The sequence below is a fragment of the Afipia sp. MLSD5-FHT05B12 genome (genome assembly GCF_058793355.1).
This window is the reverse complement of sequence record NZ_JBXAFS010000001.1, coordinates 355,663-379,498: the sequence shown is the minus strand read 5'-3', so window position 1 is coordinate 379,498 and position 23,836 is coordinate 355,663. Positions and strand designations below refer to the sequence as shown.

Below are 23,836 nucleotides of genomic sequence, written 5' to 3'. Positions count from 1 at the left end.
CCTTTCAGTGCGCGGTCCAGCCGCCATCGACGGGCAGCGTCGTGCCGGTGATCGATTTCGCGTTGTCGGTGCAGAGGAATGTCACCAGCGCAGCCAGTTCTTCCACGGTGACGAAACGTTTGGTCGGCTGCGCCGCCAGCAGAACATCGGAAATCACCTGCTGCTCGGAGATACCGCGCGCCTTGGCTTGTTCGGGGATCTGCTTTTCCACCAGCGGCGTCATGACGTAGCCGGGGCAAACGGCATTGACAGTGATGCCATGCTCGGCGACCTCGAGTGCAACCGTCTTGGTAAGGCCGGCAATGCCGTGCTTGGCGGACACGTAGGCCGACTTGAACGGCGAAGCCACCAGCGCATGCGCCGACGCAATATTAACGATCCGGCCCCACGACTGCTTCTTCATCGCCGGGATCGCCAACCGCGTGGCGTGGAAAGCGCTGGACAGATTGATCGCCAGAATGGCGTCCCATTTCTCGACGGGAAACTCTTCGACAGGCGCGACATGCTGAATGCCGGCGTTATTGACGACAATATCGACGCCTCCGAACTCTTCCTCAGCGAGCGCGATCATCTTCTCGATCTCTTGAGGAATCGTCATGTTGGCCGGGCTGAATAGCACCTTGACATTGTGTTCACCCGCGATGTCCTGACGAATGGTTTCAATCTCCGCAGGATCGCCAAATCCGTTGAGCATGATGTTGGCACCGCTGGCGGCCAGCCCGCGGGCAATCCCAAGCCCGATACCGCTGGTGGAGCCTGTGATGATGGCGGATTTTCCGGACAGCATACTGATAGCCAATCTGAACTGCCGAGGCGGGTGCCACATCCTTCACCGGCAGCTCGGTTAAGGAGCGGGAAGAACTGCGATGCGCAACAGCTAACGTCGGTCCTTGACATCGATGTGAGGAAATTTCTTCAGTCCGGTGACACCCCGTTTCTGCACGGCCCCATCCGCTAACCACGAAGCGGATTCCGCAATCAAAAGAGTGGCCTGTCACGACAGCGTCACCGCTCGTCTGAAATTTGCGCATAGGACTTCGAGGCAAAATCAACGGGGCAAAATCATGGACGCGCGCACGCCGAAATCCGAAACTTTTGAATCGCAAAGCTGGCGCCCCGATCGCTGTGATCGTGTGGCGCTGGTTCTTCAGGGCGGCGGCGCGCTCGGCGCCTATCAGGCAGGCGTCTATCAGGCCCTGCACGAAAGCGGCATGGAGCCCGACTGGGTTTGCGGCGTGTCGATCGGTGCAATCAATTCAGCCATTATCGCAGGTAACCCGCCGGAGCGGCGCCTCGAACGGCTGCGGACTTTCTGGGACCGCATCACCAGCCGCAGGGTCTGGCACTACACGCCGGATGGCGACATCTACCGCAAGGCACGCAACATGACGAGTTCGTTCCTGACGACCACAATGGGGCAGCCAGGCTTCTTCAAGCCGCACGACGTCAATCCATGGTTCAGCCCGGCCGGGGCCAAAACAGCAACCAGTTATTATGACACCGCGCCGCTGCGCGCATCGCTGCTAGAGCTCGTCGATTTCGATTTGATCAATTCACGCAAGATGCATTTCGCCGTTGGCGCGGTGAATGTTCTCACTGGCAACTTTTTTTACTTCGACAACAAGAAAGAAATCATCGAGCCCGAGCATGTGATGGCCAGTGGCGCACTGCCGCCAGCCCTGCCCATGGTGAAGATCGGCACCGACCATTTTTGGGACGGCGGCATCGTTTCGAATACGCCGCTGCAGCATTTGCTCGATCAGGAAGACAAAATGAACTCGCTGGTATTTCAGGTCGACCTGTTCAACGCTCGGGGAGTCCTGCCGCGCGATATCCAGGAGGTGATGGCCCGGCACAAGGACATCATGTACTCGTCCCGCACGCGCTACAATACCGACGTCTACAAGCGCATGAACAACCTGAAGACCGATTTCTACAAGACGCTGCTGAAGGTCCCGGAAGACAGACTAACGGATCACGAGCGCGCGCTGCGCGATCACTTCGCGGACCTGCCGGAAATCACCATCTTGCAGATGATCTATCAGCAGAAGGCCTATGAAGGCGACTCCAAGGACCACGAATTCTCCGCCACCTCGATGCGCGAGCACTGGCTGAGCGGCCTTGAGGACACGCGCCGCACGCTGAAGCGGCGCGAATGGCTGGCGATGCCGGAGGCTGGGATGGGCATCGTCATCCACGACGTGCATCGCGAGAAGGACTATTGAGCTTCTGCGATATCTCGTTTGAAGAGAAAGCCCGCGCTTTTCGCGCGGGCTTTTCGTTGTCTACTACCGCTGTTGCAGCGTTGGATCAGAACAGGTGCGAGAACAACACATAGAGGCCCGCCGACAGGCAGATCGCAGCCGGCAGGGTCAGCACCCACGCCATCAGCAGGTTGCGGATGGTCGCCATCTGCAATCCCGAACCGTTAGCCGCCATCGTTCCGGCAACGCCGGACGACAGCACGTGGGTCGTCGAGACCGGAAGGCCGAAAATGTCAGCCGCACCGATCGTCCCCGCTGCAACGAGCTCGGCAGATGCACCCTGTGCGTAGGTCAGGTGCGTCTTTCCGATCTTTTCGCCGACAGTGACAACGATGCGCTTCCAGCCAATCATGGTGCCAAGGCCGAGCGCGATAGCCACCGCGATTTTCACCCAGGTCGGAATGAATTTCGTGGCGCTGTCGAGAGAGCCTTTGTAGGCGTTGAGCGTGGCGACCTCTTCCTTGCTCAGGTCGTTTTCCTTGTCCTTCATCAGGAAGCGGATGGCCTCCGAAGTGAGGTACATATCGTTGCGGGTGTTACCCACCGCCTCGGCAGGAACCTTGTTCAACGTGCCGTACTTCTGCACCTGATCGCCGACGTCCTTCACGAGGATCGCCAGCGACGGATAAGTGCCTTCGCTAATCTTGTGCAGCGAGACGTATTGCGTCACTGCCGGACGGGGGTCACCGATGACGCTGTGACCAGCGCCTTTCGCCGCGATGACCTTGGAGGCGGCCTCTGAGGTCTGCTGGAACTTGACGACCTGCGATTCCGGCAAGGCGCGGTTCAGCGCATAGGCCGTCGGCACGGTGCCGATCAGGATCAGCATGATGAGGCCCATGCCTTTCTGACCGTCGTTTGAGCCGTGCGCGAAGCTAACCCCTGTGCAGGTCGCAATGAGAATACCGCGAATCCACAGCGGCGGCGGCTTGTTTCCTTCCGGAGCAGCGTAAAGCGCGGGATTCCGGATCACAAATTTCAACACCAGCAAGAGAAGCGCGGCCATGCAGAAGCCGAACAACGGCGAGAGCAGCAGCGCGTAACCGATTTCGGTGGCCTTGGTCCAGTCGACACCCGACGTGCCGTCACGTCCGCGCATCACCGCATTGGCGACGCCGACGCCAATGATCGAGCCGATCAGCGTGTGCGAGCTGGACGCCGGAAGACCGAAGTACCAGGTGCCGAGATTCCAGATAATGGCTGCGATCAGGAGCGCGAACACCATGGCGAAACCAGCGCTGCTTCCGACCTGAAGAATGAGTTCAACCGGCAGCAGCGAGACAATGCCGAATGCGACCGCGCCGCTCGACAGCAACACGCCGAGAAAATTGAAAAAGCCCGACCACATCACTGCAAATTCGGCTGGAAGCGAATGGGTATAAATCACCGTTGCGACAGCGTTCGCGGTGTCGTGGAAGCCGTTGACAAACTCGAAGCCGAGCGCAATCAGCAGTGCGATGAACAGCAAGATGTAAGGAAGATAGGTCGTTACCTTGGTGCCGGTTGCGTCGATATCGACGTAAATGCTGTAGGCAACGAATAATGCACCCGCGGCAAGGATGCCAAAAAACAGAATCATTGTCAGCGGGTTGAAACCTTTATCGAGATTAGGCCTTGAGGCCGGTTCGATGGTTTGCCCATCGGCGATCCCGGAATTCAATGTAATGTCGCTCATCTCATACCCCTTATGAAACTCAGGGGTTCTATTTGACTGGTTAACTTGAAGGTTGGATGACACCTTTCATATCGGCCCAGCGACGTACTGAATCCTGCCGACGGGGCGCCGCGCGAAAGTCCTGGAGTTGTTCGGGAAATGCAGTGAGCTAACGCAATGCGCCCGCTCTCTTTTGCTCGTTCATCAATTCAAGCAACCAGGCCAGGCTGATACCCAGACCGAGACCGAGCAACACGCTGACGAGCAGAACCCCGACAGGGAATGTACGGCCAGATACCAGCGGTACCGTTGCGCGGCTCAATATCCGGGGGCTCGCATTGTCCGGTTGCTGTTGCTGAGACCGGGCCAGGATCGCCTGATACGCGGCACGGTTTGCCTCGACCTCTCGTTCCAGTTCCTTGAGGCGGGCAATCACTTCGTTCGTCTTAATGAGGTTTTGTCTCGATGCTTCAAGGCGGCTCTTGAGCTGAGTCAGAATACCACGGGTACGTTCCAGTTCGGCTGTGACGGACTGAGCCACATCCTGAATTGACCGCTCCAGCAGCCGTCTGGCTTCGGCCGCTCGCATCCTGGCAATCACACGGTCGGGGTGACGGGGCCCGAGCGTATCGGACAGATCAATTTCCAGCTGCCTTGCGGCGGCATAGCGGGTTCTGAACGTCCCAATTGCTCCTTCCCGGATCGTATCCGGTATTCCGCCGCCATCGAGGGTTCTTCTGGCACGCTGGATCTGATTCAGCGTCGAACGCAAACCACCGGCCTTGGCCTCAGCCGCGGTGATCTGGTCTGAAATTTCGCTCACCTGTTTCTCGGCACCGGACTGGCCACCAGCCATCATCGCGCGGCTATCGCTGCGATATTTTTCATAACGCCGTTCGGCTTCCAACGAGCGGGTCTGAAGCGTTTCCAACCGTCCGGCGAGAGGTGCCACGGCGCCCGATGCTGCCTCCGCACCGGCGCGCTCCTGTTCCTCCATATAACTATCCATCACCGCGTTGGCGATACGCGCCGACGTTTCGCGGTCCAGCGTGACGACGTTAATGTTCACCGTGTTAGAGGTGGAGTTACGAACGATGCTGATCGCACGGTTCAACTGACGCAATGCCACTATGTGCGGCTCGGTTGCAGGGACAAGTCCGACACCGGCAAGGAGCGTGAAGAGAATCCCTTTCGATTTGCCGCCAAAAAGCGGATCGGTGTCGAGCTTCTGTCTTGCGATAACCTTGTCGAGGACGCTACGCGACGTCAGGGCGCCGATCTCGCTGTCGATACCGGCTGCGGCAGCTTCCGGTTTGCCGGCATCGGCTGTCACCTGAGCAGGCAAACCGAGCAGAATCTGGCCGGATGCGACATACCGGGGAGCCGACAGCAATATCCAGGCAAGGCTGAGCGTGGCGCAGATGGCGGTTACCGCGCCGATAAACGCCGCCCGGCGGCGCAACATCGCTGCAAACCCGTCCACATCCAGGGCAGGTACCTGAATCCGGGACAGGTACGCATCGCGCCTGTCGTTTTCGGAAATCGCCATGCCAACGTCCCCGCGCTACGCGTCTTGGGACCGGATCATCCGACAAATCGGCACGCATTGCGAGGCCAATACCTGTCCAAGCGGCGCAAAAATGGTCACCTGCTAGCGTTCGACGAACGCCTTTTCGATGACAAACTCGCCGGGCTCGCCGTGGTTGCCTTCGGTGAATCCCTTGTCGAGCAGCAGCGCCCGCGTGTCCTGAAGCAATGCCGGGCTGCCACAGATCATGACGCGGTCGTGCGCGGCCTCCAGCGGAGCGAGGTCGGTATCTGCGAACAGCTTGCCCGACGTCATCAGGTCAGTGATCCGGCCGCGATTGCGGAATGGATCGCGCGTCACCGTCGGGTAATAGATCAACTGGTTGCGGACCAGCTCGCCGATCAGATCGTCCTTCGGCAACCGCTCAGTGATCATCTCGCCATAGGCGAGCTCGGCGACACGGCGGCACCCGTGCAGCAGGACCACCTTTTCGAAGCGGTCATAGGTTTCGGGGTCCTTGATGACACTGAGGAACGGCGCAAGCCCGGTCCCGGTGCCGATCAGATAGAGATTCCGGCCGTTCTTCAGATTGTCGATCACCAGCGTGCCGGTGGCCTTGCGCCCGACGATAATCTGGTCGCCTTCCTTCAGATGCTGAAGGCGCGAGGTCAACGGACCATCCGGCACCTTGATCGAGAAGAATTCCAGCCGGTCTTCGTAGTTGGCGCTCGCGACGCTGTAGGCGCGCAGCAGCGGTTTCTCGCCGACCTTCAGGCCGATCATGGTGAATTCGCCGTTGCGGAAGCGGAATGACGGATCGCGCGTCGTCGTGAAACTGAACAGCGTATCGGTCCAGTGATGAACACTGAGAACGCTCTCCTGATTGAAATTGCTCATTTCGCTCGATCCGGTGTGCAGAGCCAACGACGGGGCAAAATCAGAAACACGGAGACAGATTGCCTCGCCAATTCATTTGTGTACTAATGAATAATCCGGCTTGATCCTGCCGTCAAGCCGCGCTCAAGTTGGAGCCGACCCGCTGAAAAGGCATTGCACGGAAGGGAAGAATCCATGGCTAACGATGCGCCCCAGGGCACCACCGGCCCGACCAAGCTGGTGATCCGGAATATCGGCCTGATCCTGAGCGGAGCCATGGAGCAGCCAATCCTGGATGCCGACACTATTGTCGCGGAGAACGGCAAGATCACCGTGATCGGGCGGGCCAAGGATATCGACGCCGAGGGCGCGACCACCGTCATCGATGCCAACGGAACGACGGTCACCCCTGGCCTGATCGACAGCCACGTCCACCCTGTCGCCGGCGACTGGACCCCGCGGCAGAACCAGATCGGCTGGATCGACAGCTTTCTGAATGGGGGCGTCACCACCATGATTTCGGCTGGCGAGGTTCACATGCCCGGCCGCCCGCGCGATGTGGTCGGCGTGAAGGCGATGGCGATCTTCGCTCAGCGCGCGTTCGACAATCTGCGTCCCGGCGGTGTCAAGGTTCATGCCGGCGCGCCGGTGATCGAACCCGGAATGACGGAAGAGGATTTCAAGGAGCTTGCGGCAGCCGGCGTCAGACTGCTCGGTGAAGTAGGCCTCGGCGGCGTCAAGGACGGCCCCACCGCGCGCAAGATGGTGGCTTGGGCACGCAAGTACGGCATTCAAAGCACAATCCACACCGGCGGCCCGTCGATTCCCGGATCCGGCCTGATAGACGCGGACGTTGTGCTTGAAGCAGATACCGATGTTGTCGGCCACATCAACGGCGGCCACACCGCCCTGCCCGATGGACAGATCCGATGTATCTGCGAAGGCTGCAAGCGGGGTCTCGAACTGGTCCACAACGGAAATGAACGCGCAGCGCTCTACACGCTGCGGATTGCCCGTGAGATGAAAGAGCTGAACCGCGTCATTCTCGGTACCGACGCCCCGGCAGGATCAGGCGTTCAGCCGCTTGGTATCTTGCGGATGGTGTCTTTGCTGTCGGCGCTCGGCGACGTTCCGGCGGAAACCGCGTTCTGCTTTGCTACCGGCAACACCGCGCGGATGCGCGCGCTGGACTGCGGCATCATTGAAGTCGGACGAGCCGCGGATTTCGTCATTATGGACAAAGCTCAGCATTCAGCCGGGAAAAATATTCTGGATAGCGTTCAACTCGGCGATTTGCCCGGTATCGGCATGACGATCATCGACGGCATCGTCCGCACACATCGCAGCCGAAATACCCCGCCCGCGACCAAGGTGCCGGAGATCGTCGCGCACTAATCAGAGATCCATCAGCGCAGCTTGTTCAGCAGCGCAACGAAGATTTCGCGCTCCTTTGCATCCAGTGGTGCAAGCGTCTCTTTCGAGATCGCCAGCGCGTTTGGGGCGGCTTTCTCTGCCAACGCCTGCCCGGCGCGAGTGAGGCTGACCAGAAGCCGGCGACCGTCCTGCGGATCCGAACCGGTTTCAGTCAGACCCCGCGCAGTCAACCGGTCGATCACGCCCTTGATGGTTGCAACATCCATTGCGGTGAGGCGTCCGAGCTGGTTTTGAGAGCATGGCCCGGTCTCGGTCAGCTTTGCCAGCGCCGCCCATTGCGCCGGTGTCAGGTTGATCCCGATTTCCCTCGCAAAGATCGCTGCATGACGCTGCCAGACCTGGCGCAACACAAAGCCGATCTGATCCTCAAGCACATAGGGCTGCTTTTTCGGACTTCTTTTCGGAGGAACACCCCTGGCTGGTGCAGCGAACTTGTTCTGAGCGGCCTTGGCCATTCCCGTTCCTCTAATAAATATCTTGTCTTCGTCTGGTGGACGTTGTGACCGCAGCGATCGATCACACCGCCAGATGGGCGTCGCGAATATCCGGACGTGCCTCAAGGTCGCTCATGGTTCCGCTGAAGCAGATACGGCCGCGTTCGATGATATAGGCCCGGTCGGAAATCAGATTCGCGAAGTGGAGATTTTGCTCGGACACAACAATGCTGACGCCTTCCTTCTTCATGGCAAGGATGGCACCTACCATCTGCTCGACAATCTTCGGCGACAACCCTTCCGAGGGTTCGTCGAGCAACACCAGAGACGGATTGCCCATCAGGGTCCGTGCGATAGTGAGCATCTGCTGTTCACCGCCACTCATGCGCCCACCCAGCCGACCTCGCATTTCGCCGAGGTTCGGAAACAATGTGAACAGCTTCTCGCGAGTCCATTGCGGAGCATTCTGGCGCGGTGGCTGACGCCCCACTTCCAGATTCTCCTCGACCGTAAGATCGGTAAAGATGCGGCGTTCCTCCGGCACATAACCGAGCCCCCCGCGCACGATGGCATGCGTCGGCTGAGCGGAAACATCCTTTCCCTCGAATACGATCTGGCCTTCCCGCTGTTCGACCAAGCCGACGATCGACCGGAACGTGGTCGACTTGCCGGCGCCGTTGCGGCCGAGAAGCGCAACGACTTCCCCATCCCCGACATCAAGCGCGACATCGAACAGAATGTGGGCTGGACCGTAGTAGCTGTTGAGTCCCTGAACTGACAGCTTCATGCGGGCGTTCCTTCCCGATGACGCGCGTCGTAGACCAGACCTTCGCCGAGATAGATCGCGCGAACCTGGGGATTGCGCCGAACCTCCTCGGGTGTCCCCTCCGCGATCAGCGTGCCACGATTGAGCACAAGGATACGGTCGGCATGTTCGAACACCACGTCCATATCGTGCTCTGTGAAAAGAACGCCGATTGATTTCTCCCGCGCGATGCGTGCGGTCAGGCGCATCAGTTCGACCCGCTCGCGCGGCGCCATGCCGGCCGTCGGCTCATCCATCAAAAGGAGCTTCGGTTGATTGGCGAGCGCAATCGCAAGTTCGAGGCGCTTGAGGTCGCCATAGGCAAGCTCACCACATGGACGCTCCGCATACCCGCTCATGCCGACAAGATCGAGCAGCCGGTTCGCTTCGTCTCGCTCAAAGCCGGGCGTCGAACGCCACATATTGAAAAGCTGGGCGTTATACGAGATCAAAGGGATCTGCACGTTCTCGCGCACGGTCATGGTGGGAAATGTCGCCGTGATCTGAAATGTGCGGCCAACGCCGAGCCGCCAGATCGCACGTGGCTTCTTTCCGGCAGTGTCCTTGCCCAGTAGATTGATTCGGCCACTGTCCGGAATATTCTGGCCGTTGAGCATGTCGAAACATGTGCTTTTGCCGGCTCCGTTGGGTCCAATCAGCGCGAGAATTTCGCCAGCCGCGAGGGAAAACGACACGCCGCGCACCGCGTGGACGCCGCCATAGGATTTGGTCAGGCCTTCGACCGAAAGAAGTGTAGGCGTAGCACTCATTCCGCGCTCTCGATCCGTGATGCCATAATGGCAGACTTCGACGACTTCGATTGGCGCCGTGTGCGGATCGTTTCGATCACCCCGACGATGCCCTTCGGAAAAACGACCACGATCAGCACGATGACTGCGCCAAGCACGAGCTTGGACCAATCCGTCTGGCTGACCAGCCAAATGTTAAGCGCTTTGAAGACGATCGCACCGACCACAGCGCCAGAAACCGTCTCGACCCCGCCCAGCAGCACCATCACCAAGGCATCGACCGACAACGAGATGCCAAGGCTGTCGGGAAATACACTCCCCTTCAGGTATGCAAACAATGCACCGCCCACACCTGCAGCAGTGCCCGCAATCACAAACGCGGTCCACTGAATACGCTTGCCGTTGATGCCGATAGCTTCGCTGCGCAATGCAGAATCCCGGGTCGCGCGCAGCGCATAGCCGAACGGGGAAAACACGATGATGCGAAGCAGCGCCACCGCGAGCGCCGCAATACCCAGCGATAGCCAATAAAAATGAACCGGCCCCGCCGCCCACGCATCAGGCCAAACGCCTAAAATTCCGTTGTCGCCACCCGTAACCCCAACCCACTGAAATGCGATCGACCAGACGATCTGGGCGAAGGCCAGCGTTAGCATCGCGAAATAGACGCCCGAAAGCTGTACGGCAAAGAATCCGAAGATGGCCGCACCAATCAAACCAAGCAGTGGCCCGAGCAACAGGCACGCGATCATCGGCAAACCCGCAGCCTTGGCGAAGAAGGCGACACCATAGGCGCCGAGACCGAAATAGGCTGCGTGCCCGAATGATGCGAGTCCGCCGACCGACATCAAGAAGTGCAGGCTCGCCGCGAAGACCACGAAGATAGCTATCTCCGCACCAACCGTAAGCGCGTAGTTGCCGCCGAACAGCGGAAGCGCCGCCGCAACGATCAGCGCAGCCAGCATCGCGAAACGTTCGTTCGTGGTCAGCGGCCGCCATGGGCGGACTGTCAGACCCGGCGTCTTACGCGCGACCGCTTCCGGCTTGCCGAACAGTCCCCATGGCCGCACGATCAACACCGCGGCCATCACGAGAAATACGAGAATGATCGAAATTTTCGGGAATATCAGAATGCCGAATGCGTTGAGTTCGGAGACCAGCACCGCGGCAACAAACGCACCGGTGATGCTGCCAAGACCACCGATCACGACCACGACAAAGACATCGACGATGATGCGCAGATCCATCGCATGGTGAACAGCATCACGTGGAATTTGCAGCGCGCCGCCGAGAGCAGCCAGGAACACACCCACCGCGAATACACTGGTAAACAACCACTTCTGATTGACACCCAGCGCCGCCACCATATCGCGATCCTGGGTCGCCGCGCGGACCAGAACGCCCCAGCGCGTGCGGCGGAACAACAGCCACAGCGCTCCCAGGACGGCAGGGCCGAGCACGATCAGGAACAGATCATAGGAAGGAATGTTCTGGCCGAAGAAATCGACGGCGCCGCGAAACCCAGGTGCGCGACGGCCGACCAGATCGTCCGGCCCCCAGATCAGGACAACAAGGTCTTCGACCATCAATGTCAGGCCGAACGTGGCTAGAAGCTGAAACAGTTCCGGCGATTTATAAATTCGCCGTAACAATATCATCTCAACCAGCACGCCCAGAACCGCAACGGCAAGCGCCGCAACGACAATACCGCCCCAGAAACCCAGCGTGCCGGACAGCCGCTCGGTCAGCGTGAACGCGACATACGCGCCCAGCATGTAGAATGCGCCGTGCGCAAAATTCACAATCCGGGTGACGCCGAAAATGATCGACAAGCCCGAGGCAACCAGAAACAGCGATGCCGCGCTCGCAAGACCGGTCAGGAACTGAACAAAATAGAAGCTCATATGCGATCCACGGCTGGCATTGCCGCGGGCGCATCGTGCGCCCGCGGTCGTCAAACTCAGTCTTTTGGACGTAGCTTCTCGACTTCCGCATCGCTCGGCAGGAAGTTCTCACCCTTGCGATAGGCGGAATCGATCATCACGCCCTTGCCATCCTTGAGCGCAGTCTTGCCCACGAATGCACCGAGAGTTGATTGATGATCGATTTTGCGGAAGGTGATCTGGCCGAACGGTGACGGCATCGACAGACCCTCCGCCGCAACGATCATCTTCTCCGGGTCGGTCGAGTTGGCCTTGGCGAGAATAGCTGCAGCCGCCTTGATCGTCTGATATCCGACGATGGAACCCAGCCTCGGATAGTCATTGTACTTGCCCTGATAGGCTTTCAGGAACGCATCGTGCTCCGGCGTCTTGATGCTGTACCAAGGATAGCCGGTGACGATCCAATTCGGAGGCGTTTCTTCCTTCAGTGGATCAAGATACTCCGGCTCGCCGGTGAGGAAGCTCACCACCGAACGATCCTTGAACAGGCCGCGTGTATTGCCTTCGCGGACGAACTTCACGAGATCCGCGCCGAAAGTCACATTGAGGATGGCTTCCGGATTGGAGTTCGCAAGCGCCTGCACGATCGGGCCTGCATCGATCTTGCCCTGCGGTGGCCACTGTTCGTCAACCCACTGGATGTCGGGACGCTTCTCCGACAGAAGTTTCTTGAAGATGCCAACCGCGGACTGACCATACTCATAGTTCGGCGCGATGGTGGCCCAGCGCTTCGCTGGCAGTTTGGCGGCTTCATCGACCAGCATCGCCGCCTGCATGTAGTTAGATGGACGCAGACGGAACGTATAGCGATTGCCTTTTGCCCAGGTAATCGCATCGGTCAGAGGTTCTGCAGCAAGAAAGAAGACTTTCTTCTGCTTGGCAAAATCGCTGACAGCCAGGCCAATGTTGGACAGGAACGTACCTGTCAGCATCACGACGTTCTCGTTCGAGACCAGTTCGTTGGCGGCGGTCTGCGCATCGGCGGGCTTGCCGCCGTCGTCCTTGGAAACGACGACCAGCTTCTTGCCGTTGATTCCACCTGCGGCGTTGATTTCCTCGACTGCCAACTGCCATCCCTTGCGATATGGCTCGGTGAATGCCGGCAACAATGAATAGCTGTTGATCTCGCCAATCTTGATTTCGCCACTCTGCGCCATGGCGGATGTCGCCATGCTACCGAGCATCACACCAAGACTTGCCCCCAACAGACCTTTCAAGAGACGTTTGCTATTTAGCATCCCAACCCTCCAATGTTGGCGAAAGCGCCTGCTCCGCCGTGACGTCCGTCCATCCCCTCCCTCATTCAGGGACAGTCCGGTTAATCCTCGCGCACCTTACCTCAGGCACTGGACGGCTAGCGAAGGCCATCCTCACCCTTGATCTCTCCAACGGTCAATCCGCCGACACGCGGCAGTGGCCTGCCGCTGTCGGTCACAGCAACCGCCACCATGATTTCGTTCGCGCGCGGCGCGTCATTTATCTGCACTTCCATCCCGTCGAAATGACTCCGCACGAACGCCGCATCCTTATGGCCGAGCGGAATGTCGAGCACAGTTCCCAGTCCGCCGCGTTTTTTGGAAGACGGAATCAGCGCCGCACCTTTGCTCAATACCTTACGCACCGGCGCCCCCATCTTGGGATGCAAGATCGCTGCCGCGTGCTCCAGCTCGCCATTCTCACCGACCGCCGCCGCCTTGCCATAGCTCTGCGCCTTGCTGCCTTCGATACCGAGTGCCGCGACCGCCCTCGAAGCGAGCAGTTCGCCAAGTTCCTCGCCAATCGCAATCAATGGCGACAGGTCATCGACGAACTTGCCGGCAAACGGATTATCGATCACGGCGATGGCTGCCGCGCGACGGGTTGGCGGCGAGACATTCCGCCCGCCCTCCATGAGGGTCTCCTCGACCACCGTGACGATCTTGCGAATGACGGCATTCATCGCAGCCCATCCTCCCCCTTTATCTCGCTGGCCTTCAGGCCGCCAACCCGGGCGTGGATTCGCGAGCCCGTGGTCATGACAAGCGCGAGAAGCAATTCATCCGCGCGTGGAGCGTCCGAAATGCCAATCTCCATGGCATCGAAATGCGATCGTACATACGACGCGTTGATATGCGTCACCGGAACATCGAGCCGCGCGCCCGGGCCGCCGACCTTCTTGGCAGACGGCACAATGGCTTTGGCCTCACCGAGAATTTCGCGCATCGCATAACCGCCGGGCACATGCCACAGCGCGCCGTGTTCGAGTTCTCCGGAGGCGCCAATAACGGCGCCCTTGCCATAACCCTGTATCGCATCCGGATTGCCGCCAAGCGCCTTCAGCAGCGCGCCCGCCATGGCAATCCCGAGCGGCATCAAATCGTCCATGAACCCCGCGATATCCTCAACGTAACGCCCGGCGAACGGATTGCGGATTACACACAGAATTGCCCCGCGGCGTAACGGCTGCGCCGCCGGTATCCCGCCTTCATGGAAAATCTCCTCAATCAAGGTGACGCGCTTCCGGACTACGATCTCAGACATGCAACAAACTTTCAGTTCCTGCTCTGGACGCCACGCTCGGCAAGGGCCGCCGCACAACACCATCGATGCCCTTTAGCGCGACAACGCGCGTTTGACCTTGCAGATGCAAGGCCGCTCCATCGATCAATCCGGATCCGAGAAGTGAGCAGGCCACATCAGCCCCCGAATCAAGCGCAGCCTTAATGTCACGCAATGACAGCTCTCCGACTTCACGAGTCACCAGACGCGCTCCCAGATCGCTATCTGGTTGAATTTCGTTGGCGGGGCGCCGGACGATCAACGAATGCTCCGCCAGATTGACCGCGTTGGCGACAATGGTCGCCGCGGCATCGGCCCGCGCGGCAGTTCGCGCCAGAACCGTCACTGCGTCGGCTATCCCAAGCGAAAAACTGCGGCCACGCCATCCGCTAGTCGCTATGCCGCGGGTGGGATGCTTCGATTCGACCACAGTCTTTCCGATCAGGCCAGGCATATCGGGACGATCGATCAGGCCAACAGTAAAGCTTTCGCCGTTGGCAAGATACAGCGCGATGTCGCCGCCGTTATTGACGTACACACGATTGAGATCAGACGCTCGCATCATCGCGCCAAGAATTTCCTCGGCAACCGCACCAGCGACGGCCGCCATCGGCGTAATGAAATGATCGGCGGCAAATGGAGCAACCGCATCATACATCCGGCGCGCGACATCCCCCTTCAGAGAACAGACCGCTGGTCGCGCGGGTTTACGAAGTTCCTGCAGTTCTTCACAGAGCTCATCGAGAAGACCCGTGAAACGCTGCACAGCGGCATCGTATGCCGCACGGACATTCGCCGCGGTTCCACGCGCCTCCACGATCAGATCAATCGGACCGTCTTGCAGGTGAATCCGCCTACCGTCCGCCTGCCATCCGATTTGAGGGAGGCGCTTCATTTACGCGATCTCCGCTCGGAAAGCTGTTTCGGCAGTTGGCGGACCTCCGTGTTATCCTTCAATGACGCCAATGGCCGCACGTGATCCATGTGCCCGCCGAGCGCAGCGTAATCCGATAGCCGCAAGGTAAATTCGATTGGTGCGACCAGCGCCGGTGTCGGCACATAACCAAAAGCTCCTTCCGGCACCTGCGTCACATCGACCATGAAGGTGATGCCGCCGCCCGGCCACACATAGACCGGCGCACCGCCACAGGTCACCGACGTTAATGCGTCCTTGACCGAGCGCGTCAGGCGCACCGGATTATCGGTGACGCCTGCTCGAAGCGATCCACCCGCCCCGCCCATGAACAGCACGGTGCATAGCGCAGGCTCACAATTTTCCTGAATGCGTTCGACCGATAGCCTGAGATCGGCAGGCATTTCCTTCTCGACCGGCTTCAGCGCGTCATCGAGTTCAAAATAAGCTGCATGTTCACCGGTCGTACTGACCATCATCATCCGCAGGCCGGGCCACGAGGTCTTGGGATCGAACGCGCCGAGTACCGACAGCGGATCGGAAATATTTGTGCCACCCCAACCAGTGCCCGGCTCGGCAACCTGGAAATAGCGCCCGGGCGTCGAGCGCCGGCCTTTCATCTTGATGCCAGTGTCCGGAATATCCAGCAACTTGCCCGCCTGATGCTCGGAGAGGACACCGGTAATGTGATCGTCCACCACCACGACCTCATCGACCTTGCCGTGCCATTGCTTCGCGAACATCCCGATGGTCGCCGAGCCGCAACCGACCCGCATCCGCTCTTCCGGCACGCCGTTTACGATCGGTGGATAACCGGCCTGAACCACAATGACCGCACCGCCGTCGATCGTCATCTCAACAGGTTTGCCGTTGGACAGATCCATCAGCGCGTCACACGTGACACGGCCTTCTTTCTTGGAGCCGCCCGTCAGGTGATGCACACCGCCGAGCGACAGCATTTGCGAACCATATTCGCCGGTGGTGACGTGGCCCACCGCTTCACCCTGCACACGCACCATCGCGGTTTCGGGACCGAGGTAACGGTCGGTGTCGATCTTCACCTTGACGCCGCAATAGCTGAAGATACCTTCAGTCACCACCGTGACCATGTCGACGCCTTCGATCTCCGAAGAAACGATGAACGGCGCAGGCTTGTAGTCCGGATAGGTGGTACCGGCACCAATAGCTGTGACGAACACGCCCTTCTCGTGGACAATCTTACCATCCCAGTCGCCGCCGGACTGAAACGGAACCAGCCTGCCACCATGGGACATCGTGCGCTCCAGCACGACATGCGGATCGACGCGCACCAGTTCGCCGTTGTTGTTGGCGTAGCGATCACACGCACCAGCCGCACCAGGCTTGATGTAACACATCACCGGACAAGCATCGCAGCGGATCCTGTCTGAACTGCCAGCAGTGGCGGCGTTTGTTTCAGTCAGCATTACCAAACTCGAGTCCGAGCCAAACTGACCTGACGGGCGGCGCTGATGCCGCGAGGATAAAATTCCGTCCGTCCACATTCGGCATTTTGTTCGTATACGAATGATGTTGCGCGCGGACCTGAAACCTGTCAAGCGCCGCCGCGCGCGAAATCCCGAACTGCCGAATAAAAACTCAATTGCCTACCGTTCGTGTTCACAAATCGTGCAATGCATCATGTCCGCAAAACCACAGCACTTTTCGTTTCATCGCTTGGCTTGCACGTTTGTATACAAACGGTATCGTTGGGATCAGGCGTTGCCGTAGTTTGCAGCGCAGCAGACCGGACCGTGACGATGAGCATGACGCAAAAAACGATCCGCCTGACCGTCAACGGCAGAATTCACGACGTCGATGCCGCGCCAGACACCGCTCTCCTCTACGTGCTGCGCAACGATCTCGCACTGAATGGCCCCAAGTACGGCTGCGGGCTTGGTGAATGCGGCGCCTGCACCGTGATCATCGACGGTGTCGCGGCCCGCTCATGCGTCATTCCAATCAGTGGCTGCCTGCAGCGAGACGTCATCACGCTCGAAGGTCTCGGGTCGCGCGATCATCTAGATCCGGTGCAGCAGGCTTTTATCGAGGAGCAGGCCGCCCAGTGCGGCTACTGCCTTAACGGCATGATCATGACGACGAAGGCTCTGCTGATGCAGAACCCGCACCCTTCTGAATCTGAAGTGCTGAGTACATTGCAGTACAACCTGTGCCGGTGCGGCGCGCACATCGAAATCCTGCGCGCTGTGATGCGTGCTGCTGGTCATGCCGTCGAGGGACACGAGTCATGACTGCGGACTCCCAAGTCGACCGCCAGCCAGCGCTTTCGGGAACGCTGTCCGTTGTTCACCCGACACCCTCGACCGGGAATGAAGCGGCTTTCGAGACCTTCATCAAGATCGCCGCGAACGGAACCGTCACGGCGTTTAACGGTCATGTCGACCTTGGAACCGGCATCCGCACCGCCCTCGGTCAAATCGTCGCGGAAGAGCTCGACGTCTCTTTCGCGCGCGTGATCGTTGTACTGGGTGATACATCGCTTGTGCCCAATCAGGGCGCGACCATTGCCAGCGAAACCATTCAGATCACCGCAGTTCCATTGCGCAAGGCGGCCGCGCAGGCGCGTCATTTTCTGCTGGCGCGCGCCGCTGAGAAGCTCGAACTTCCGGTCAGCGGTTTATCCGTAGAGGATGGCCTGATCCGTGGCCGCGACAACCGCAGCGTCAGCTACGGCGAACTCATCGCAGGCGAAAATATTCGGCTTGAACTTGCCGACGACGTCCCGGTCAAGGCGGTGGATACCTACAGGATTGTCGGGCAATCGATATCGCGCGTCGATCTTCCGGCCAAGGCGACGGGCGAGTTGGTCTATGTGCATGACGTGCGCGTCCCGGGCATGCTGCACGGCCGCGTGGTCCGTCCGCCCTATGCGGGTGTCGATGCAGGCGATTTTGTCGGCACCAGCCTTATAGCTGTCGATGAATCATCGATTCGCGACATCCCTGGAATCGTATCTGTCGTGCAGATCGGTGACTTCGTCGGGGTCGTCGCCGAACGCGAAGAAAATGCGATAAAGGCCGCCGCGCAGCTAAAGGTGACCTGGAAGCCGACGCCCGTGTTGCCAAACCTCGAGGACCTTGCAACCGCGCTCCGTACCAATCCCGGCACACCGCGCACGTTGATCGACAAGGGCGACGTCGATGCCGCCATCGCCTCCACGGACAAGCCGATCAAGCGATCCTACATCTGGCCGTATCAGATGCACGGTTCGATTGGCCCGTCCTGCTCGGTCGCGGATGTTCAGGATGGCGCCGTGCAGGTGTGGTCCGGCACGCAAAATCCCCACATCTTGCGGTCTGATCTCGCGCTGCTCCTTGCGCTACCAGAATCCATGATTGATGTGATCCGGATGGAGGCCGCAGGCTGCTATGGCCGTAACTGCGCCGACGACGTCTCGGCCGACGCTGCGCTGCTGTCGCGTGCCGTGGGCCGTCCGGTTCGCGTGCAACTGACCCGTGAGCAAGAGCATGCGTGGGAGCCCAAAGGCACCGCGCAACTAATGGACGTCAATGGCGGCCTGCGTGCGGACGGCAGCATCGCGGCTTACGACTTCACCACACGCTACCCATCGAACGGCGCGCCAACGCTGGCGCTGTTGCTCACCGGGACAGTTCCTCCGGTGCCGGCTGTCTTTGAGATGGGCGACCGGACTGCAATTCCGCCCTACGATTACGATGTGATGCGCGTGGTCACGCACGACATGCCACCGATCGTGCGCGCGTCGTGGTTTCGCGGCGTATCGGCATTGCCGAATACTTTCGCGCATGAATCCTACATCGACGAACTCGCCACCGAGGCCGGCGTCGATCCCATCGAGTATCGATTGCGCTATCTGAAAGATTCGCGCGCCGTCGATCTGGTCAACGCCGTCGCGGAACGCGCCGGGTGGTCTCCTCGTCCGATCTGGAAAGAGCCAGAAGCAGAAGGCGATGTCGTCCACGGGCGCGGCTTCGCTTACGCGCTCTACGTCCACAGCAAGTTCCCTGGCTATGGTGCGGCGTGGTCGGCCTGGGTCGCGGATGTGGCGGTCAACAAATCAACCGGTGACGTGAGTGTAACGCGTGTGGTTGCGGGGCAGGATTCCGGACTGATGATCAACCCGGACGGCGTGCGCCACCAGATCCACGGCAACGTCATCCAGTCGACCAGCCGGGCGCTCATGGAAGAAGTCTCATTTGACCGGGCTACGGTGGCGAGCCTCGAATGGGGTGCCTACCCGATCATTAAGTTTCCGGACGTCCCGAAGATCGATGTGCTGATGCTGCCACGCCAGGACCAGCCACCTCTTGGCGTCGGTGAATCGGCCTCTGTTCCCAGCGCGGCGGCCATTGCCAACGCCATCTTCGATGCTACCGGTGTGCGGTTCCGCGAACCGCCGTTCACGCCGGATCGCATCCTCGCCGGATTGCGCGGTCAGGAACCTGCACCACAGGGCGCACTGCCGGGACCAACTTTCAAGCCGCTGGAACCACCAACGCGAACTCATAGCGATCCGTTTCTCAAACGCCATAACGTGGTTGCTGGAGCCCTTGCGGCCTGCGCCGCGGTTGTCGGTATCGCTGCCGCGGTGCTGCCGTGGCGGTCGATCGCACCAATTGCCCGGCCGGACACTTCGACCTATTCGGCGGCAACCATTGCCCGAGGTCAGCAGCTCGCAGCGCTCGGCAATTGCGCGGAGTGCCACACCGAGGCAAATGGTGTCGTCAATGCTGGGGGCCGCGCGCTCGATACGCCGTTCGGGGTCATCTACAGCACCAACATCACCCCCGATCCGGAAACCGGAATCGGCGCATGGTCCTATCCGGCCTTCGAACGATCGATGCGCGAAGGCATCCATCGCGATGGCCGACAGTTGTACCCCGCATTTCCCTACAATCACTTCGCCAAGACGACCGACGCCGATTTGCAAGCCCTCTATGCCTATCTGATGGCGCAGACGCCGGTGCGCGCGATCAATCGAGAAAACGCGCTGGCGTTCCCTTTTAATCTCCGCCCACTGCTGGCGGGATGGAATGCGCTGTTTCACAGACCTGCTGTCTTCGAACCCTCCCCCAAACAATCACCTGTCTGGAATCGTGGGGCCTATCTGGTCGAAAGCCTGGGCCACTGCGGCGCCTGCCACACACCGCGCAACGCATTGGGCGCGGAGAGAAATATTAAGGCTTATCTGGCCGGCGGAGTTGCAGAAGGCTGGGAAGCGCCGCCACTGACGAGCCTATCGCATGCGCCAATCCCCTGGAGCGAAGACGAGCTCTTTGCCTATCTGCGAACGGGCATATCCCGTTTCCATGGCGTGGCTGCCGGACCGATGGCGCCGATCGTCAGAGATCTTGCATCCGTACCCGACAGCGACATCCGGGCCATGGCGCTCTATCTCGCCTCTTTCAATGAGAGCGCTATCACTCCATCGGCTCAGGACGAGTTGGCAGCACGACTGGAAACGTCGACAAGCGTGAAAGCAGTTTCTGCATCCACTGCGGGCGGCCGCATTTACGATGGCGCCTGTGCCGTGTGCCATCAAATAGGCGGCCCCGCGCTGTTCGGCAGCAAACCTTCATTGGCCCTCAACAGCAATCTGCACAGTGCTTCGCCCGACAATCTCATTCAGGTCATTCTCCACGGCATCGAACAACCGGTATCCAGTGATCTCGGCTATATGCCGGCGTTCAAAAACAGCCTCAATGACCAGCAGGTCATGGAGCTCGTTTCATACCTGAGACAGCAGTTCGCCCCAGATAAGGCGCCCTGGACCGACGTGGCCGCGGCGATAGGCCGGGCACGCCATGCAGGCAGGCCATAAAATATCACCCGGTGGCTGGTTGCCCGCGAAGGAGCCGGATATGATCCCGGTATGGCCATTACAGATATCGCTTCACGAACCTACAATCACGGCTGGCGCCTCGATCCGATCGTGCGCAGCCTGCTCGACACCGATTTCTACAAGCTCCTGATGCTTCAGATGATCCGGGAGTTCTATCCGGACGAGTATGTCACGTTTTCGGTCATCAACCGTACCCATCATGTCCGCCTCGGCGAAGTGATCGACGAGGGAGAACTTCGCGCGCAACTCGATCATGCCCGTACGGTTCGCTTTACCAAGAAAGAACTGATCTGGCTTGCGGGTAACACCTTCTACGGCAAGACCCAGATGTTCTCGCCGGACTTCATCAACTGGCTCGCGACCTTCCAGCTTCCGGAATATGAACTCCGCACAGTCGACGGCCAGTACGAGCTGCATTTCCATGGATCGTGGACGCACACCACAATGTGGGAGATTCCCGCACTCGCCATCATCAATGAATTGCGCTCACGTCAAGCCATGAAGGGCCAGGGACGCTTCGTTCTCGACGTGCTCTACGCACGCGCCAAGGCGAAACTCTGGACCAAGGTCGAGCGGCTGCGCAAACTGGATGGCTTGCGGCTATCGGATTTTGGAACGCGGCGACGGCACGGATTTTTATGGCAGCGCTGGTGCGTTGAAGCTGTCAAGGAAGGACTGGGGTCGGCATTCACGGGTACATCCAATGTGCTGCTGGCGATGGATAATGACCTCGAAGCCATCGGCACAAATGCGCATGAACTTCCGATGGTGGCGGCGGCCTTGGCCAAGGACGACGACGAACTGCGATGGGCGCCCTATCTTATCCTCGATCAATGGCGCCATACCTATGATGGGAATCTTCTGATCGCCCTGCCTGACGCATTTGGCACAAAAGCGTTTCTCCGCGACGCTCCGGATTGGGTAGCGGACTGGACCGGCTTTCGTCCTGACAGCGCTCCACCGATCGCTGCAGGCGAAGAGATCATCCGATGGTGGAAGGAAAAGGGGCGCGACCCGAAAGAAAAACTTCTCATTTTCTCCGACGGGATGGATGTCGAATCGATAGAGGAAACGCATCGATTTTTTGCCGGGCGCGTCAGGACCAGTTTCGGCTGGGGCACAAATCTCACCAACGACTTTGTCGGATGCGCGCCGGACGGCACCGCCGATCTCGATCCGATCTCGCTGGTCTGCAAGGTGACCGCCGTCAACGGAAAGCCGGCGGTGAAGCTTTCTGACAATCCTGAAAAGGCGACCGGCAATCCCTCCGAAATTACCCGCTACTTGCGCGTCTTCGGCAACGCAGGCCGCGTCCGCAGCGCGGTTCACGTGTAACTGCGAGGTTCGCGACCAATTCCATTTGAGCTTCATCGCATGTAAATTACGCACAAGGCCGCGCTTCAATGACACGTGGTCACTGTTAAGGAGACGAATTGATGAAGATCACGGTCAACATTGACTGCACGCCGCAGGAAGCTCGCGAATTCCTTGGGCTTCCGAATATCCAGCCGATGCAGGAAAGAGCGATGAAACAGGTCGAGGAAAAGCTGCTTGCCGGCGTTGCCAGCATGTCGCCCGACGCGATCCTGCGCAATTGGATGTCGTTCAATCCTGAGCAGATCGGAGACATGTTCAAGATGTTCGGCGGACTAGCTGGCGGCGGGACCAAAAAGTAGAAACTACCGTAACCCCGCAGGTTCGAATTCTACAGCGACACCGCGTAAACTTCGTATTCCTCGCGCACGGTCTCAATGTGATCGCGCATTGCGTTCGCCGCTCCCACCTTGTCGCCGCGCAGGATGGCAACAACGACCCTGTCGTGTTCCACGTAGGATTTCGCAAGACGGCCGAGATTTCGGAACTGCGCCCGCCTGAATGGTTGAACGCGAATCCGCGTCGCTAAAGTCATTTCGGCGACATAGCCGTTCTGGGAGCCCGCGTAGATTGCGTTGTGAAATGCCTCGTTCGCTTCATGAAATAACTGCGGATTCCCATCATAACTCAAAAGCCGCAGCCGCTCGTGCAGCGCCTCCAGTTCACTACGTTGAGTGATCGACATCCGCTCGGCTGCAAGCCCGGCACACAGTGCTTCAAGTTCAGCCATCGCCTCAAACATGCTGTTGAGTTGCTCGATGGTCGGCCTCGCCACCACCGCGCCGCGGTGGGCGCGCGAATTGACCAGACCGCTGGCCACCAATTGCCGAAGTGCCTCGCGAACCGGCGTGCGCGAAACATTGAAGCGTCTTGCAAGCTCGGATTCGTCAAGCGACGATCCCGGCTCCAGCGCCCCGCGCACGATGTCGTCGGCCAGTTGCAACCGCAGCTCTTCGGCAAGCGTGCGCTTTCCTGCGGTTGCCGCTCCACGTGTAAGCGAGCCCGTTTCACCAACTCCTGGCGTGTCGCCGGCCAAATCTTGCGGCATTTCCGGTTCAAAGATCATGGCTTTTCATTCGGCGTGTCGATCAGGCTCACATGGGCAGCGACAATCCGCCAACCTTCCGCGAAGCGCACCCACGTCTGCATCTGCCGCCCCACTCTGCCGGGCGCGGATGCTCGACTGAATAATGTTGAAACAACGGCTGTGTCGCGGCCATAGGTGGTGATGACGGTTTTTGACAGGTCACGCATCAGGCCGGCTGGATTGCGCGCGGCTCGAAACGCGGCGATTGCCTCATAGCCGTAGAGGTTTTCGCCTATGCCGTAGCGAATGGTGTCTGGATCCTTGCGAAACAGCGCATCGAGCGCTGCAACGTCGTTAGACGTCAGCGCTTTCTCATAGCGTTCGAAGGCCTCTGTCACTTCGGCAACGACGTCCAATAGGTTGACCTCAATCGCCAT

General features: G+C 59.5%; 21 protein-coding genes. 6 read left to right on the top strand and 15 right to left on the bottom strand.

Features of this window, described 5'->3' with window-relative positions:
- Positions 1 to 4 precede the first annotated feature (4 nt).
- Positions 5 to 793 carry a 3-hydroxybutyrate dehydrogenase gene (locus AC1Q6J_RS01630; protein WP_492277723.1) on the bottom strand — a complete coding sequence of 263 codons (789 nt, stop codon included), beginning with the start codon at positions 791 to 793 and terminating at the stop codon, positions 5 to 7.
- Positions 794 to 1,064: 271 nt separating this feature from the next.
- Here AC1Q6J_RS01630 and AC1Q6J_RS01625 point away from each other — a divergent pair, with 271 nt between their 5' ends.
- Positions 1,065 to 2,225 carry a patatin-like phospholipase family protein gene (locus tag AC1Q6J_RS01625; RefSeq protein WP_492277576.1) on the top strand — a complete coding sequence of 387 codons (1,161 nt, stop codon included), beginning with the start codon at positions 1,065 to 1,067 and terminating at the stop codon, positions 2,223 to 2,225.
- A gap of 85 nt (positions 2,226 to 2,310) precedes the next feature.
- Here AC1Q6J_RS01625 and AC1Q6J_RS01620 read toward each other — a convergent pair whose 3' ends face one another.
- The 3 genes from AC1Q6J_RS01620 to AC1Q6J_RS01610 all read right to left on the bottom strand — a co-directional run bounded on the left by AC1Q6J_RS01620 (position 2,311) and on the right by AC1Q6J_RS01610 (position 6,343).
- Positions 2,311 to 3,939, bottom strand: coding sequence for an inorganic phosphate transporter (locus AC1Q6J_RS01620; RefSeq protein ID WP_492277575.1), 1,629 nt, complete (start codon positions 3,937 to 3,939; stop codon positions 2,311 to 2,313).
- A gap of 148 nt (positions 3,940 to 4,087) precedes the next feature.
- Positions 4,088 to 5,467 carry a GumC family protein gene (locus AC1Q6J_RS01615; protein ID WP_492277574.1) on the bottom strand — a complete coding sequence of 460 codons (1,380 nt, stop codon included), beginning with the start codon at positions 5,465 to 5,467 and terminating at the stop codon, positions 4,088 to 4,090.
- A gap of 102 nt (positions 5,468 to 5,569) precedes the next feature.
- Positions 5,570 to 6,343 (bottom strand): ferredoxin--NADP reductase, encoded by a 774-nt coding sequence (locus AC1Q6J_RS01610; protein WP_492277573.1) that lies wholly within the window; start codon positions 6,341 to 6,343, stop codon positions 5,570 to 5,572.
- A 174-nt stretch (positions 6,344 to 6,517) separates the two neighbouring features.
- Here AC1Q6J_RS01610 and AC1Q6J_RS01605 point away from each other — a divergent pair, with 174 nt between their 5' ends.
- Positions 6,518 to 7,717: an amidohydrolase family protein gene (locus AC1Q6J_RS01605; RefSeq protein ID WP_492277572.1), complete on the top strand. Its 1,200-nt coding sequence runs from the start codon at positions 6,518 to 6,520 to the stop codon at positions 7,715 to 7,717.
- Positions 7,718 to 7,728: 11 nt separating this feature from the next.
- On the opposite strand, the gene AC1Q6J_RS01600 is transcribed toward AC1Q6J_RS01605, so the two are convergent.
- The 9 genes from AC1Q6J_RS01600 to AC1Q6J_RS01560 form a co-directional block, all read right to left on the bottom strand.
- On the bottom strand, positions 7,729 to 8,211 hold the full coding sequence (locus AC1Q6J_RS01600) for a MarR family winged helix-turn-helix transcriptional regulator (RefSeq protein ID WP_492277571.1): 483 nt from the start codon (positions 8,209 to 8,211) through the stop codon (positions 7,729 to 7,731).
- Between the two features lie 61 nt (positions 8,212 to 8,272).
- Entirely contained in the window at positions 8,273 to 8,977 is a 705-nt protein-coding gene (locus AC1Q6J_RS01595; RefSeq protein ID WP_492277570.1) for an ABC transporter ATP-binding protein, read from the bottom strand.
- A complete protein-coding gene (locus tag AC1Q6J_RS01590) occupies positions 8,974 to 9,765 on the bottom strand; it encodes an ABC transporter ATP-binding protein (RefSeq protein ID WP_492277569.1) in 792 nt (263 codons plus the stop codon). The genes AC1Q6J_RS01595 and AC1Q6J_RS01590 overlap by 4 nt, the downstream gene beginning before the upstream one ends.
- Positions 9,762 to 11,648: an ABC transporter permease gene (locus AC1Q6J_RS01585; RefSeq protein ID WP_492277568.1), complete on the bottom strand. Its 1,887-nt coding sequence runs from the start codon at positions 11,646 to 11,648 to the stop codon at positions 9,762 to 9,764. Before AC1Q6J_RS01585 ends, AC1Q6J_RS01590 begins: the two co-directional genes overlap by 4 nt.
- Before the next feature lie 56 nt (positions 11,649 to 11,704).
- On the bottom strand, positions 11,705 to 12,925 hold the full coding sequence (locus AC1Q6J_RS01580) for an ABC transporter substrate-binding protein (RefSeq protein WP_492277567.1): 1,221 nt from the start codon (positions 12,923 to 12,925) through the stop codon (positions 11,705 to 11,707).
- A gap of 116 nt (positions 12,926 to 13,041) precedes the next feature.
- Positions 13,042 to 13,626: an amino acid synthesis family protein gene (locus AC1Q6J_RS01575; RefSeq protein WP_492277566.1), complete on the bottom strand. Its 585-nt coding sequence runs from the start codon at positions 13,624 to 13,626 to the stop codon at positions 13,042 to 13,044.
- Positions 13,623 to 14,207 (bottom strand): amino acid synthesis family protein, encoded by a 585-nt coding sequence (locus AC1Q6J_RS01570; RefSeq protein WP_492277565.1) that lies wholly within the window; start codon positions 14,205 to 14,207, stop codon positions 13,623 to 13,625. The genes AC1Q6J_RS01575 and AC1Q6J_RS01570 overlap by 4 nt, the downstream gene beginning before the upstream one ends.
- A complete protein-coding gene (locus tag AC1Q6J_RS01565) occupies positions 14,200 to 15,120 on the bottom strand; it encodes a UPF0280 family protein (protein WP_492277564.1) in 921 nt (306 codons plus the stop codon). Before AC1Q6J_RS01565 ends, AC1Q6J_RS01570 begins: the two co-directional genes overlap by 8 nt.
- Positions 15,117 to 16,583 (bottom strand): 6-hydroxynicotinate reductase, encoded by a 1,467-nt coding sequence (locus tag AC1Q6J_RS01560; protein ID WP_492277563.1) that lies wholly within the window; start codon positions 16,581 to 16,583, stop codon positions 15,117 to 15,119. Before AC1Q6J_RS01560 ends, AC1Q6J_RS01565 begins: the two co-directional genes overlap by 4 nt.
- A 339-nt stretch (positions 16,584 to 16,922) precedes the next feature.
- On the opposite strand from AC1Q6J_RS01560, the gene AC1Q6J_RS01555 reads away from it, so the two are divergent.
- The 4 genes from AC1Q6J_RS01555 to AC1Q6J_RS01540 all read left to right on the top strand — a co-directional run bounded on the left by AC1Q6J_RS01555 (position 16,923) and on the right by AC1Q6J_RS01540 (position 22,674).
- Positions 16,923 to 17,408: a (2Fe-2S)-binding protein gene (locus AC1Q6J_RS01555; RefSeq protein WP_492277722.1), complete on the top strand. Its 486-nt coding sequence runs from the start codon at positions 16,923 to 16,925 to the stop codon at positions 17,406 to 17,408.
- The gene (locus AC1Q6J_RS01550; RefSeq protein WP_492277562.1) at positions 17,405 to 20,977 is read left to right on the top strand and encodes a molybdopterin cofactor-binding domain-containing protein; all 3,573 of its coding nucleotides are present in this window, start codon (positions 17,405 to 17,407) and stop codon (positions 20,975 to 20,977) included. The genes AC1Q6J_RS01555 and AC1Q6J_RS01550 overlap by 4 nt, the downstream gene beginning before the upstream one ends.
- A 51-nt stretch (positions 20,978 to 21,028) precedes the next feature.
- Positions 21,029 to 22,333, top strand: coding sequence for a nicotinate phosphoribosyltransferase (gene pncB, locus AC1Q6J_RS01545; RefSeq protein WP_492277561.1), 1,305 nt, complete (start codon positions 21,029 to 21,031; stop codon positions 22,331 to 22,333).
- A gap of 101 nt (positions 22,334 to 22,434) precedes the next feature.
- Positions 22,435 to 22,674 carry a DUF6489 family protein gene (locus tag AC1Q6J_RS01540; RefSeq protein ID WP_492277560.1) on the top strand — a complete coding sequence of 80 codons (240 nt, stop codon included), beginning with the start codon at positions 22,435 to 22,437 and terminating at the stop codon, positions 22,672 to 22,674.
- Between the two features lie 29 nt (positions 22,675 to 22,703).
- Here AC1Q6J_RS01540 and AC1Q6J_RS01535 read toward each other — a convergent pair whose 3' ends face one another.
- Together AC1Q6J_RS01535 and hpxZ are read right to left on the bottom strand one after the other, a co-directional pair.
- Positions 22,704 to 23,438 carry a GntR family transcriptional regulator gene (locus tag AC1Q6J_RS01535; protein ID WP_492277559.1) on the bottom strand — a complete coding sequence of 245 codons (735 nt, stop codon included), beginning with the start codon at positions 23,436 to 23,438 and terminating at the stop codon, positions 22,704 to 22,706.
- Positions 23,435 to 23,836 carry an oxalurate catabolism protein HpxZ gene (hpxZ, locus tag AC1Q6J_RS01530; RefSeq protein WP_492277558.1) on the bottom strand — a complete coding sequence of 134 codons (402 nt, stop codon included), beginning with the start codon at positions 23,834 to 23,836 and terminating at the stop codon, positions 23,435 to 23,437. The genes AC1Q6J_RS01535 and hpxZ overlap by 4 nt, the downstream gene beginning before the upstream one ends.

What these genes read in the sequence shown, in the direction of transcription:
- AC1Q6J_RS01560 (WP_492277563.1), bottom strand. Translation starts at nt 16,583, where the DNA reads ATGCTGACTGAAACAAACGCCGCCACTGCTGGCAGTTCAGACAGGATC.
- pncB (WP_492277561.1), top strand. Translation starts at nt 21,029, where the DNA reads ATGGCCATTACAGATATCGCTTCACGAACCTACAATCACGGCTGGCGC.
- hpxZ (WP_492277558.1), bottom strand. Translation starts at nt 23,836, where the DNA reads ATGGCGATTGAGGTCAACCTATTGGACGTCGTTGCCGAAGTGACAGAG.
- AC1Q6J_RS01615 (WP_492277574.1), bottom strand. Translation starts at nt 5,467, where the DNA reads ATGGCGATTTCCGAAAACGACAGGCGCGATGCGTACCTGTCCCGGATT.
- AC1Q6J_RS01550 (WP_492277562.1), top strand. Translation starts at nt 17,405, where the DNA reads ATGACTGCGGACTCCCAAGTCGACCGCCAGCCAGCGCTTTCGGGAACG.
- AC1Q6J_RS01625 (WP_492277576.1), top strand. Translation starts at nt 1,065, where the DNA reads ATGGACGCGCGCACGCCGAAATCCGAAACTTTTGAATCGCAAAGCTGG.
- AC1Q6J_RS01610 (WP_492277573.1), bottom strand. Translation starts at nt 6,343, where the DNA reads ATGAGCAATTTCAATCAGGAGAGCGTTCTCAGTGTTCATCACTGGACC.
- AC1Q6J_RS01580 (WP_492277567.1), bottom strand. Translation starts at nt 12,925, where the DNA reads ATGCTAAATAGCAAACGTCTCTTGAAAGGTCTGTTGGGGGCAAGTCTT.
- AC1Q6J_RS01620 (WP_492277575.1), bottom strand. Translation starts at nt 3,939, where the DNA reads ATGAGCGACATTACATTGAATTCCGGGATCGCCGATGGGCAAACCATC.
- AC1Q6J_RS01565 (WP_492277564.1), bottom strand. Translation starts at nt 15,120, where the DNA reads ATGAAGCGCCTCCCTCAAATCGGATGGCAGGCGGACGGTAGGCGGATT.
- AC1Q6J_RS01590 (WP_492277569.1), bottom strand. Translation starts at nt 9,765, where the DNA reads ATGAGTGCTACGCCTACACTTCTTTCGGTCGAAGGCCTGACCAAATCC.
- AC1Q6J_RS01575 (WP_492277566.1), bottom strand. Translation starts at nt 13,626, where the DNA reads ATGAATGCCGTCATTCGCAAGATCGTCACGGTGGTCGAGGAGACCCTC.
- AC1Q6J_RS01555 (WP_492277722.1), top strand. Translation starts at nt 16,923, where the DNA reads ATGACGCAAAAAACGATCCGCCTGACCGTCAACGGCAGAATTCACGAC.
- AC1Q6J_RS01540 (WP_492277560.1), top strand. Translation starts at nt 22,435, where the DNA reads ATGAAGATCACGGTCAACATTGACTGCACGCCGCAGGAAGCTCGCGAA.
- AC1Q6J_RS01535 (WP_492277559.1), bottom strand. Translation starts at nt 23,438, where the DNA reads ATGATCTTTGAACCGGAAATGCCGCAAGATTTGGCCGGCGACACGCCA.
- AC1Q6J_RS01600 (WP_492277571.1), bottom strand. Translation starts at nt 8,211, where the DNA reads ATGGCCAAGGCCGCTCAGAACAAGTTCGCTGCACCAGCCAGGGGTGTT.
- AC1Q6J_RS01570 (WP_492277565.1), bottom strand. Translation starts at nt 14,207, where the DNA reads ATGTCTGAGATCGTAGTCCGGAAGCGCGTCACCTTGATTGAGGAGATT.
- AC1Q6J_RS01585 (WP_492277568.1), bottom strand. Translation starts at nt 11,648, where the DNA reads ATGAGCTTCTATTTTGTTCAGTTCCTGACCGGTCTTGCGAGCGCGGCA.
- AC1Q6J_RS01595 (WP_492277570.1), bottom strand. Translation starts at nt 8,977, where the DNA reads ATGAAGCTGTCAGTTCAGGGACTCAACAGCTACTACGGTCCAGCCCAC.
- AC1Q6J_RS01605 (WP_492277572.1), top strand. Translation starts at nt 6,518, where the DNA reads ATGGCTAACGATGCGCCCCAGGGCACCACCGGCCCGACCAAGCTGGTG.